An 11295-nucleotide genomic window follows, 5' to 3' on the forward strand; every position below is an offset into this window, starting at 1 on the left:
GAACCCGGTTCCATCGGGCGTACCGGACACCGCCAACGGCATGTCTCTCGCCAAGACCGCCAAGCACGCAAAGGAAACCTTAATGCTTTATGAAAGGAGATCCCTTGGGAGTTCTTGGCGCGCTTCGCGGCTTTGCGAGAGAAAACTGTTCGTTCTCTTCGTGCCCTTCGTGCGCATCGTGGATGAATACCTGTTTACCGAACTTAGCGAACGCCAACTCGGGCCTGTCTCTAGCAAGGCCACCAGGCAATGCGGATGGGCTTCTTCCCCGTTACGGGAGCCTTCGATAGATCTGCCTGCGATGTCCTACGGCAACGATCTGAACGATCAGAATACTGTCGAGGACCGAATAGACGACTCGGTACTCCCCGACCCTGATCCGGTAGGTATGATCGCTCCCGAGAAGCCTCCTGCTACCTGGCGGACGGGGTTCCTTGGCCAAGGGCTCGATAGCTTTGAGTAGCCGCGAGACAAGGGGCCGATCAAGCTTTCTCAATTCCTTCCTGGCCGACTGCTTCCATTCAATCCTGTATGAGGCCATCCCTTTTCAGCTCTGCAACCATCTCTTCATGAGACACCGTCGGCTCATCCCGCCTTTCCGCAACCACGGCCAGGTCCTCGATATCCTCGATCAGGGCTTCGAATGCGTCTATGGGGAGTACGACGGAAGTCTTGCGGCCATTCTCGTCCGTGATGAACTGAGGATGGATATCTTTCAATTCAATCATCGCAAGGACCTCGAAACTTGATCGCGGATGCCGGACTCGCTCATCGCTCCGAGACACAGGCACAGGAGCACGTGCTTGGGCTGTGCCATTATTCAGCAAGTTTCCCGATTCTGTCCATCCGAACGGGGCAGGATATCTCTCGCGAAGCCGCCAAGCACGCAAAGGAAACCTTAATGCTTTATGAAAGGGGATCTCGAGGGATGAGGATGACCGGGTCGGACCACGGCAACCGCCTGATTCGCTTGATAAAGAGCCAGAAAATCGGCTGTAATACGGCCTTAAAGCCTCAGTTTCCGCCCCCAAACGGACGTTCCAAGGAGGGAACCCATGCCGCGCGCGAATCGCCACTTCCTGCCGGGCCATGTCTGGCACATCACCCATCGCTGCCACAAGCGGGAGTTTTTGCTTAAGTTTGCCCGCGACCGAAGGCTTTGGCGCTACTGGCTCTATGAAGCCCGCAAACGCTACGGCCTGTGCGTGCTCAACTACATCGTCACCTCCAATCACATCCACCTGCTGGTGCGCGATCAGGGGCGCGGCGAGATCGCCCCTGCGATGCAGCTGATCGCGGGCCGCATTGGCCAGGCATTCAATCAGCGCAAGGGACGCAAGGGTGCATTCTGGGAGGATCGCTACCACGCGACTGCGGTTGAGACCGGCGAGCATCTCACGCGGTGCCTCGTGTATATCGACCTGAACATGGTTCGGGCGGGCGTGGTGGCGCATCCGTCGGAGTGGGAGCTGAGCGGGTACCGGGAGATCCAGTCACCGCCCGACCGGTACCGCACCATTGACCAGCAGGCACTGCTGGAAGTGCTGGAGATACGGACCGCGGAGGAACTGAGGCGTTCCCACCGCCAATGGGTAGAGGAGGCCTTGCGATCCGGTCGTGTCGGACGCGATGAGCTATGGACGGAAGCACTGGCGGTCGGGAGCCTGAGCTACGTGAAGCGCGTCCATGATGCGCTGGGCGTCGGTGCACGCAAGCGTGCGATCGAGGTGGTGGACGACAGGGCCTGTGTTCGCGAGGCCCCTCCTGATTACACGGCCGATTATGGGCCAAAAATTGGGGTTCTAAGACGCTAATCGAGGCGTTTTCGGGCAGCAATGTCCATAAGAACAGGCAGTTGTCATGGTCCGACCCCGCTGCCCTTGCACGCCACGCTGGCCCTTACTACACTGTTACATGTAACAACGCCGGCAGGTGGATAGCCATGGGCACAGACATCGCCACACGCGTACAAAAGCGGCGCAATGCCCTGCGCAAGGCGGGCCTGCGTCCGGTTCAGCTCTGGGTACCGGATACCCGCCGCCCATCGTTTGCCGAGGAATGCCACCGCCAATCGGCCATGCTGCTTGACGATGCGCACGAGAAGGATGTGCTCGACTGGATCGAGGCGTCGACGGATACCGAAGGCTGGCGGTGAAACGGGGTGATCTGATCACCGTTGCCATGCAGGGGGACTACGGCAAGCCCCGACCTGCCCTGGTCATTCAGTCCGACTTCTTCGACAACCACCCTTCCGTGACCGTATTGCCCGTCACGAGCGAACTGCGGGACACCCCGCTGTTTCGTATCACCATCGAGCCCTCCGACACAAACAGCCTGCAGAAAACCTCCCAGGTGATGGTCGACAAGGCCATGACCATCCCCAGATCCAAGGTCGGGGCGGTCTTTGGAGCGCTGGACAAGGACACCCTGGTCGAGATCGACCGCAGCCTTGCGGTCTTTCTGGGTATCGTCAAATAGAACCCGGGGGATTGAGGCAGTCAGGCGCGTTGAAAGGAGATCCCTTGGGGGTTCTTGGCGCACTTCGCGGCTTCGCGAGACAAATTTTTCTTTCTTTTTGTGATCTTCGTGGTGAAACGCTTCAGATCGAAGATGTGTCCAACAGGGGCGGCCAATCGGATGCCTTGCCGGGGAGTCTATCCCGGGCATAGGTATTGATCCTGTTGTATGTGTCAGAAAGTAGGGGTACCAGCTCCCGGCTGCGGTTGAGGGCAGAGGCGAACTCGTCCGGGTCACGCATGTACTCGTGCACGAGGCGGTTGCGCAGATTTCGCGCCTCGATCCAGTCCACCACGGACTCGAGGAGACCCAGCTTCTCCATACGGTTGAGGTTGTCCAGGGCCGCGCCCGGAGTCTCCTGCATCTGGCGCAGCAATTCGGGGATCAGTTTTTCTCCGAGAGTATCCTGCATGCGGCCAAAACGGGCGACAAAGGCATCCAGACGCTCGGCCAACTCCGGCTCATCCTCAAGATTCCGGACCCATGTGCCATCGATCCGATGGGAGAACAATCTCCCGGTGGTTCCGAGCAGGTGACGACCCTCCCTCTCAACTGTGTCCAGCAGGAACGCGAGGCGCGACAGATCCGGGGCGGTCACAGCCGCACTCCGTCCCGGGCGGCAACCTGGTGGATGGGCAGACGCGGTGTCCGAGGGTCGACCAGCACCACGTCAATGCGCTGATCACCCAGTGCGAGCTGCAGTTCCGCCTGCAGACGACTGGCACTGGCAGCCCGGTTGTCAAGAACGCGATCGACCTCCACGAACAGGTCAATGTCCCCTCCCCGGGCCGAATCGTCCACACGGGAACCAAACAGGCGCACCCGCGCATCCTCGCCCAGTAGTGCGTGGACCTTTTCCCGAATAACTTCGATCTGTCGTGCAGTCAGGCGCATTGACGTCAACGGGCTCGAATCTATATGCCCGAAATAGTAGCAAAAAGGCGCAGAACCACGAAGCTCACGAAGGGCACGAAGGGTTTAATGTTCAGAGACCTTCGTGTGCTTCGTGTGCTTCGTGTGCTTCGTGGCTGAACCCGGTTCCATCGGGCGCACCGGACACCGCCAACGGCATGTCTCTCGCCAAGACCGCCAAGCACGCAAAGAAAATCCTAATGCTTTATGAAAGGAGATCCCTTGGGGGTTCTTGGCGCGCTTCGCGGCTTTGCGAGAGAAAATTGTGCTTTCTCTTCCTGAGCTTCGAGGTTCCGCAGCCTCCATGACCCACCCCCAAGCTCTTGCCCAAAGGCACTTTTCACTGCATGTTATAGGTACATCCGTTTCCCGGACACCGGATCCATGGCTGTGGCCGACACGCACGGAGTTCTCGCTTCCGTTCATGCCTTCCGGCTCGGCCGAATCTTCCCGCGCACCCTGCTGGCCCTGATCCTCGGGCTCGCACTGGGCGGCTGCACGCCGGCGCCGCCGGAGCCACTGCGCATCGCGGCGGGCCAATTCGCCGGTTACGAACCCCTCTACCTGGCCCGCGACCTCGGGTTGCTGGACGAGGACACGGTGCGCCTGGTGGAGTACGCGCCGGGATCCCAGACGCTTCGGGCCTACCGCAACGGCGTGGTGGACGGTGCGGCCCTGACCCTGGACGAGGTGCTCATCCTCGCGCGCGAAGGCTACAACCCGCGGATTCTGGCGACGCTGAGTTTTTCGCAGGGGGTCGACATGGTGGTCGCCCGCCCCGAGGTGGAGTCGCTGGCCGGGTTGCGTGGCCGACGCATCGGCGTGGAGAACACGGCGCTGGGGGCCTACTTCCTCAGCCGGGTGCTGTTCTTCGCAGGCATCGACCGGGACGAGGTGACGGTCGTGCCGATGGAACTGGCCGAGCACCCCCAGGCCTTTCGCGAGGGTCGCGCGGATGCTCTCATCACCTATAACCTGAGCCCGAGACAGCTCGACGAGATGGGCGCCATCAAGCTCTTCGACAGCAGCTCGATTCCGGGGGAGATCGTGGACGTGCTCATCGTGCGGGCCAGGGTGCTGGAACGGGCGCCCGAGGCGGTCAATGCCCTGGTGGCGGGCTGGACCGGCGCGATGAACCACATCGCGGAACATCCCCGGGATGCCGCCGTGCGGATGGCACCGAGGCTCAGGATGTCGCCGGACGAGTTCCGGGAAAACCTCACCGGGCTCGATCTGCCGGAGCCTGCGAGAAACCTGCAACTGCTGTCCGGGGATCCGCCGCCCCTCCAGACCACCATGGAGGACATCAAGCGTTTCATGATCTCGGCCGGCCTGCTGCCCGGCCCCGTGGACCTCTCCGGCCTGATCGAGCCTGCGCCCCTGGCAGCCGCGCTCGAGAGTCCCTGACGCGATGCCCCTTCGCTACCTGATCCCCGCGCTGCTGGTCGGACTGGCCCTGTTCGCGGGCGTTGTTTCCTATCAGACCGGCTCGACCGCCGTGCATGTACAGGTGGTGAATACGGAGACCGAGGCACTGCGCCGTCTCATGAACCGCCTGCAGGAGCATATCGAGTATCTGTATAGAAGGAGCGATGTGGCGCGCGTCGAGGAGGAGATGGCGGCACTGAGTGTCGAACCCCATCTGACCCTGGCCCTGCTGCTGGATCAGAACGCGCGTGTACTGGGCTCCATGCGCCGCGCCCAGGCGGGGGTCCCGGGGGCACCGCTGCTGGACAGACTGCTGCATCCGCAATGGCTGCGGCCGACACTCGACTACATGGACAGGCCGGACCAGCTCACCTCGGGCGAGGTCCGGGCTGTACAGGACGGCAGCAGGTTGCTGGGCCTCTATCCCATCGTACTGGGCAGCGAGGAAGGGGGGCTGCGCCCGGATCGCATGGGACTGCTGGTGGTGCAGGCGGATCTGACACATCGTCATCAGGCCGCCCAGCGCGTAGTCGAGCAACAGGCACTGGCGTTCGCGGCCTTGCTCCTGGGGCTGGCCATCCTGGCGTGGGGGATCGTCCACCTGCTGGTCACACGGCGCATGAACCGGCTGCTGAGCGTGACGCGCAGCTTGGGAAGGGGTGATCTCGAGGTGCGCACAGGGCTCTCGGGTCACGACGAACTGGCGCGCCTGGGGGAGGCCCTGGACCGCATGGCCGGAGAGATACAGCAGGCCCGGGACCGGCTGACCCGCAGCGAGCAGCGCCTGCGCCGCGCGCAGGCCATGGGCCGGATGGGCGACTGGCAGTGGGACCCCGCCACCGGCGAGATCAACTGGTCCGCCCAAGTCTACCGGATCTTCGGGCAGAAACCCGGCAGTTTCAAACCGACGTTCGAGCGTTATTGCGAGGCCGTCCATCCCGACGATCGGGCCATGGTGCTAGCGCACATCGACAAGGCCCGCACACAAGGCATCCCCTATACGTTTGACCACCGAATCATCCTTCCCGATGGCCTTGAACGCCATGTGCACTCCCAGGGCGAGGCACAGCGAGACAGCGAGGGTGAGATCGTGAGCCTGCGCGGCACCGTGCAGGAAGTCACCGACCGCAAGCAGGCGGAAGCCGCCCTGTTCGAGGCCAAGGAGCGCGCCCAGGTCACGCTGCACTCCATCGGTGATGCGGTCATCACCACGGATCACGAGGCAGTGATCACCTATCTCAACCCCGTGGCGGAGGAACTCACCGGATGGTCCACCGACGAGGCCACCGGTCAGCCGCTGAACAAGGTCTTTCGCATCTTCAACGAGTTCACCCTGCAGCCGGCGCCGAGCCCGGTGGAGACCTGCCTGAGCGAAGGGCGTACGGTGGGGCTGACCAACCACACGGTGCTGATCAGCCGCGACGGCGCCAGCCGCGCCATCGAAGACTCCGCCGCACCGATCAGGGATCGCGAGGGAAACGTGCTGGGCGTAGTGCTCGTTTTCCACGACGTGAGCAAGACCCGGCAGATGGCCCGGCAGCTCTCCTGGCAGGCCACGCACGATGCGCTCACCGGCCTGTACAACCGCTATGAGTTCGAGATGCGCCTCAAAGACATCCTGGCGCAGACACGCAACCGTCCGAACCAGCACGCGTTGCTGTACATGGACCTGGACCAGTTCAAGGTGGTCAACGACACCTGCGGACACGGTGCCGGTGACGAGCTGCTCAAGCAGCTGGCCTATATGCTCATGGGCAAGGTGCGCGAGAGCGACACGCTGGCGCGTCTGGGGGGAGACGAGTTCGGCGTGCTGCTGGAGAACTGCCCGCTGGAAAAGGCGCAGGAAATCGCCCATGACCTGCGTCAGACGGTGCGGGAGTTCCGCTTCAGTTGGCAGGAAAGCACGTTCCAGGTGGGCATCAGCATCGGGCTGGTGATGATCGAGAACGGATCACTGGATGTGTCCGAAATCCTCAGCGCGGCGGACATGGCCTGCTATGCCGCCAAGGATCTGGGCCGGGACCGCATCCACGTCTATCACCCCGAAGATGCCGAGTTGGCGCAGCGCCGGGGCGAGATGCGGGCCATCTCGCACATCACCGACGCACTGGGTCACGACCGCTTCCGGCTCTATTGCCAAGAGATCCGCCACACGGGCCATGACCCCGACGTCCGGCCGGTCGGGGAACACATGGAGATTCTCGTACGCATGGCGAACGAGGACGGCGACCTGATTCCGCCGGGGGCGTTCATCCCCGCTGCCGAACGTTTCGACCTGATGCCCGCCATCGACCGCTGGGTGATCCATACCTTCTTCCGAGAGCACGGAGACCGCATTCGCGAACAGTGCACCGACCACGCCGGCACCGTGAGACCCGCCTGCCTGTATGCCATCAATCTGTCCGGCGCCTCGGTCAGCAGTGACATCTTTCTTTCTTTCGTCATCGAGCAGCTGGAGAAGTACCACATTCCGCCTGAAGCCATCTGCTTCGAGATCACCGAGACGGCCGCCATCGCCAATCTCACACGGGCACTGCATTTCATGAACGAACTGCGAGGCCGCGGCTGCCTGTTCTCCCTGGACGACTTCGGAACGGGCGTATCGTCGTTCGGCTACCTCAAGAACCTGCCCGTGGACTATCTCAAGATCGACGGCAGCCTGGTGAAGGACATCGTCACCGACCCCATCGACCACGCCATGGTGGACGCCATCAACCGCATCGGCCACGTTATGGGCATACGCACCGTGGCCGAGTTCGTGGAAAACGACGAGATCCTGGAATGCCTGAAGGCCTTGGGCGTGGATTATGCGCAGGGATATGGCATCGCCAGGCCGAAACCGCTGGACCCGCAGGGCGTCGCCCTGCGGGAAGGATGAAGGCTGAAGGATGAAGGATGAATGAAACCGCTAGACCCCGAAGCTCCCGATGTGGGAGGGGGAGTTTGGGGGTGTATTCAACCTTCTGCCTTCATCCTTCCACCTTCGCCCGAAGGGCGTTCCTCCTTCCGTTGACCCACGGGACCACCTCGCCTACGGAGCGCACCTCGCCGTCCGGCGTGCAGCCTTCCGGGGCCGGCAATTCCTGCGGATTCACCCAGAGCGTGTGCATGCCCACGCGTGCGGCGCCGATCACGTCGCGCACGGGATCGTCGCCCACGTGAAGGGTCTCCCGGGCCGCCGTGCCGGCCTCATCAAGCGCGGCGGTGAAGATGTCGGGATGGGGCTTTGCGGCACCGGCCCGGGCGGCGGTCACGAAGAAGTCGAAATACCCGCCAATGCCGATATGGTGCACATCGGCATTGCCGTTGGTGATGGCGCCCAGGACGTATCGCCCTTTCAGGCGATCCAGCGTATCAAGCACATCGTCATACAACGCCACCTGGTTGCGCGCCTCCCAGAACACCCGGAAACCCGGCTCCACTAGACCCTCGTCATACCCTTCCTCCCGGGCAAGCTGCGCCAGCCAGCGCTTTCGCAGGGTGGTGAGGTCGTGGTGAAGTTCCGGATACTGCGCGAACCATTCCTTGCGGTGCGCGACCATGGCCGGGTAGTCGTAGCGCGTGGCGATGCGAGGGAAATGCACCGTCAGCCAGTCGTGAAAAACACGCTCTGCCCGCTCGATGACGGGCATGCAGTCCCAGAGGGTGTCGTCCAGATCAAAGGTGATGCAGCGGATAGGCATGATTGCGGGCACTGAAGTTCGGCAACATGATATACCGGAAGCGGTATCCCATGCGTCCCGGGTGTGTTGAAAGGCTGTTCAACAAAGCATTCCTCTCGCAAAGACGCGAAGCACGCAAAGGAAAACGAAGTGATAGGGCGCCCCGTGGGCGCCGACGGGCCTCGATCAATCCCGAAGCGGCGGGCATGGCCCGCCCTTCTATATGATCCGTCCTTCTTGGCGGGCTTCGCGTCTTTGCGAGAGAAGCGCTTTTTTCTTCGTGGGCATCGTGGCAAGAAACCGCCAATTCCGAAACCACGGCACCCACATCCAACGCGCTATGCTGATACCCATCGTCGCCAAACCGTGAGGCCGCGCTATGATCGATATCTTCCGCAAGACCTACCATCCGCCCGGCACTGCTCCCGGGACACTCGTTTCCCCGGAACGTCCGCCGGCGGAAGGGGCGTCGCTTGAGATACTCCTGATCAGTGACGGCGGGGCGCGCTCCGCCGATGCCTTAGACCTGGAAGGCTGGGATGCCGCCACGGCCGAGCGGATCGCCTGGGTCCATGTGCAGGGTGCCCCTTCCCATGCCCAACTCGAGATGATCGGTGACTGGTTCGGCCTGCATCCCCTCTCCCTGGAGGACGTGGCGAACACGGGGCAGCGCCCCAAGGCCGATGTGTACGACGATCACGTGGTCATCATCCTCAACCAGACACGCTGGCGTGATGACGAGATCGTGCTGGAACAGGTCAACCTGTTCGTGGGCACCAGCTTCGTGGTGAGCTTTCACAACGGCCCGGAGGATCCCTTCGAGCCCGTGCGCCGACGCGTGCAGACCAGCAATCGCAATCTGGCCAACATGGGCGCACCCTATCTGGGCTACGCCCTGATGGATCTCGTGGTGGACCAGGCCTTCCCCCTCATGGAAAACCTGGGCAGCCTGCTGGAGGACCTGGAGGAAAGCGTACTCACCAGCGCCACACGTGAAACCCTGCAGCGCATCCACAACCTGCGCCGAGAACTCCTCCTGCTGCGCCGCCAGCTATGGCCCACCCGCGAGGCACTGGGTCGGCTCATGCGCGAGGCCACCGGCGTATTCGACGCCACCACCATGCCTTACCTGCGCGACGTCTACGACCACACCGTGCACATCATGGACCTGTTGGAGTCCTACCGCGAAATGGCCGCAAGCCTCGTGGACGTGTACATCTCCAGCGTCAACCAGCGGCTCAACGAGGTAATGAAGGTGCTCACGGTAATCGCCACCATCTTCATCCCGCTGACTTTCCTGGTGGGCGTCTACGGCATGAACTTCGAGCACCCGGAGAGCCCCTGGTCCATGCCCGAGCTTTACACCTATTACGGATACCCGCTGGTGTGGCTGATCATGATCATGGTCGCCGGCGGAATGCTCTATGCGTTCAAGCGCAGAGGATGGTTCTAGGAAAGGCAGAAGGTTGAAGGATGAAGGTTGAATGAAACCAGAATCCAACCCTTTACTTCCCCTCCCCTCATGGGGAGGGCCAGGGTGGGGTGGGTTTCATTCATCCTTCCACCTTCCGCCTTCAACCTTCGCCCGAAGGGCGTTCATCCTTCATCCTTCATCCTTCAACCTTTCCTAATACCCTGTCAGTTCCACATAACCGCGGCCTGTGGGCTCGCCGTCCTCCAGCACATCCACTGCGCCCTCCCAGTAGCGCACGGTCATGTTCATCTCCTGGGCATCGTGCACGGCGCGGATCTCGAATTCGCGACCCATCGGTGCCACATGCAGGCGCCACGACACGGGATAGGTGCGCCCGGTGGGGCTGCGCCAGGTGCGCAGCACCTCCAGATTCACGACCTCGCGACGGATGAGTTTACTGCCGCCGTCGGGCGCCACGATCAGGCCTTTGCTGTACGGGTCGGCGCTGCCGTCCTCTCGGCGCATCTGGTAGTACATGAGTTCGTAATCGTCATCCAGCTGCAGGGCAAACCAGTCCCATCCCGCCTGATCCTCGGCCAGGGCGCTGGTGCTCCACTCCCGGTCCAGCCACGCGCTGCCGGCAACCTCATGGACCTCGTCGCCGATACGCAGGCTGCCCCGTGCATCCAGGCGGGTCATGGAGTAGTAATACGAGGCGTTGCCCTCACCCGCCCCCTTCTGGCTCAGTCCGCCGTCGCCCTGCAGCACGGGCGGCTTGCGCGGATCGAAGACCAGGTCCACGCCGGCGTCGCTCTCGAAAGCCTGCAGCCGCCACGGAAAGTCGTTGCCCTCCAGTGCGACAAGGCGCCAGTCCTCCAGCCACACCCGGAACGGATCGAGTTCCGCCCCGGCCAACCCCGCGGCGCCTCTGGCGAAACGCTCGAAGGCGTGATGCGCCCCCGAGCCAACATCGGTCACCGCGAGGTGCGCCATCCAGACGTGATCCGTGGCCCAGGCGGAGGGGCTCTCCGGCACATCGGGCGTCAGCGCCACACGAAAGAACGTGATCTGGAACCCGAAGCGCCGACCCGCTTCGCTGTCCAGATTGCCCACCACGTACCACCATTCATTGCGAAAGCCCGGGTGCGGCCCGTGGTCCTCGGGGAAGCTGAATTCTCGCGGCGTATCGGCGCGCAGGTAGCCCGCCACATCGTCACCGCCCAACGCCGCGGAGACGTCGACGCTCTCCGGCGGAGTATCCGGGGCACATGCGGTCAGGAGCATAAGTGCAGTAGCAAGTAGCAAGTGGCAAGTGGCAAGGGAAACCACCCCCACCCCAACCCTCCCCCATGAGGGGGAGGG

At 62.6% G+C, this 11295-nt stretch carries 12 protein-coding genes; 6 read left to right on the forward strand and 6 right to left on the reverse strand.

All coding sequences use genetic code 11. The features are described from left to right. Positions 1 to 271: 271 nt before the first annotated feature. Positions 272 to 541 (reverse strand): type II toxin-antitoxin system RelE family toxin, encoded by a 270-nt coding sequence (locus tag B1C78_RS16045; protein ID WP_077280178.1) that lies wholly within the window; start codon positions 539 to 541, stop codon positions 272 to 274. Beyond that, positions 522 to 728: a hypothetical protein gene (locus B1C78_RS16050; RefSeq protein WP_018952845.1), complete on the reverse strand. Its 207-nt coding sequence runs from the start codon at positions 726 to 728 to the stop codon at positions 522 to 524. The genes B1C78_RS16045 and B1C78_RS16050 overlap by 20 nt, the downstream gene beginning before the upstream one ends. A 327-nt stretch (positions 729 to 1055) precedes the next feature. Here B1C78_RS16050 and B1C78_RS16055 point away from each other — a divergent pair, with 327 nt between their 5' ends. The 3 genes from B1C78_RS16055 (at position 1056) to B1C78_RS16065 (ending at position 2478) form a co-directional block, all read left to right on the forward strand. Continuing rightward, positions 1056 to 1814 carry a transposase gene (locus B1C78_RS16055; protein WP_077280179.1) on the forward strand — a complete coding sequence of 253 codons (759 nt, stop codon included), beginning with the start codon at positions 1056 to 1058 and terminating at the stop codon, positions 1812 to 1814. A gap of 128 nt (positions 1815 to 1942) precedes the next feature. Continuing rightward, complete coding sequence (locus tag B1C78_RS16060) at positions 1943 to 2155, forward strand: antitoxin MazE family protein (protein WP_077280180.1); 213 nt, start codon at positions 1943 to 1945, stop codon at positions 2153 to 2155. After that, positions 2152 to 2478 carry a type II toxin-antitoxin system PemK/MazF family toxin gene (locus B1C78_RS16065; protein WP_077280181.1) on the forward strand — a complete coding sequence of 109 codons (327 nt, stop codon included), beginning with the start codon at positions 2152 to 2154 and terminating at the stop codon, positions 2476 to 2478. The genes B1C78_RS16060 and B1C78_RS16065 overlap by 4 nt, the downstream gene beginning before the upstream one ends. A gap of 121 nt (positions 2479 to 2599) precedes the next feature. Here the strand turns inward: B1C78_RS16065 and B1C78_RS16070 are convergent, their stop codons facing one another. Continuing rightward, entirely contained in the window at positions 2600 to 3115 is a 516-nt protein-coding gene (locus B1C78_RS16070; protein ID WP_077280182.1) for a hypothetical protein, read from the reverse strand. Further along, on the reverse strand, positions 3112 to 3411 hold the full coding sequence (locus B1C78_RS16075) for a nucleotidyltransferase domain-containing protein (RefSeq protein WP_077280183.1): 300 nt from the start codon (positions 3409 to 3411) through the stop codon (positions 3112 to 3114). Before B1C78_RS16075 ends, B1C78_RS16070 begins: the two co-directional genes overlap by 4 nt. Positions 3412 to 3813: 402 nt before the next feature. Here B1C78_RS16075 and B1C78_RS16080 point away from each other — a divergent pair, with 402 nt between their 5' ends. Both B1C78_RS16080 and B1C78_RS16085 read left to right on the forward strand, forming a co-directional pair. After that, positions 3814 to 4836 carry an ABC transporter substrate-binding protein gene (locus B1C78_RS16080; RefSeq protein ID WP_077280184.1) on the forward strand — a complete coding sequence of 341 codons (1023 nt, stop codon included), beginning with the start codon at positions 3814 to 3816 and terminating at the stop codon, positions 4834 to 4836. A gap of 4 nt (positions 4837 to 4840) precedes the next feature. Then, the gene (locus B1C78_RS16085) at positions 4841 to 7735 is read left to right on the forward strand and encodes an EAL domain-containing protein (protein WP_077280185.1); all 2895 of its coding nucleotides are present in this window, start codon (positions 4841 to 4843) and stop codon (positions 7733 to 7735) included. Positions 7736 to 7826: 91 nt separating this feature from the next. Here the strand turns inward: B1C78_RS16085 and B1C78_RS16090 are convergent, their stop codons facing one another. Beyond that, a complete protein-coding gene (locus tag B1C78_RS16090; protein ID WP_077280186.1) occupies positions 7827 to 8540 on the reverse strand; it encodes an HAD family hydrolase in 714 nt (237 codons plus the stop codon). A 358-nt stretch (positions 8541 to 8898) separates the two neighbouring features. On the opposite strand from B1C78_RS16090, the gene corA reads away from it, so the two are divergent. Further along, the gene (gene corA / locus B1C78_RS16095; RefSeq protein WP_077280187.1) at positions 8899 to 9972 is read left to right on the forward strand and encodes a magnesium/cobalt transporter CorA; all 1074 of its coding nucleotides are present in this window, start codon (positions 8899 to 8901) and stop codon (positions 9970 to 9972) included. 174 nt (positions 9973 to 10146) lie between these two features. Here corA and B1C78_RS16100 read toward each other — a convergent pair whose 3' ends face one another. Beyond that, positions 10147 to 11217 carry a lipocalin-like domain-containing protein gene (locus tag B1C78_RS16100; protein ID WP_175628343.1) on the reverse strand — a complete coding sequence of 357 codons (1071 nt, stop codon included), beginning with the start codon at positions 11215 to 11217 and terminating at the stop codon, positions 10147 to 10149. Positions 11218 to 11295: the final 78 nt, after the last annotated feature.

It is taken from the genome of Thioalkalivibrio denitrificans, from assembly GCF_002000365.1.
GTDB lineage: Bacteria > Pseudomonadota > Gammaproteobacteria > Ectothiorhodospirales > Ectothiorhodospiraceae > Thioalkalivibrio_A > Thioalkalivibrio_A denitrificans.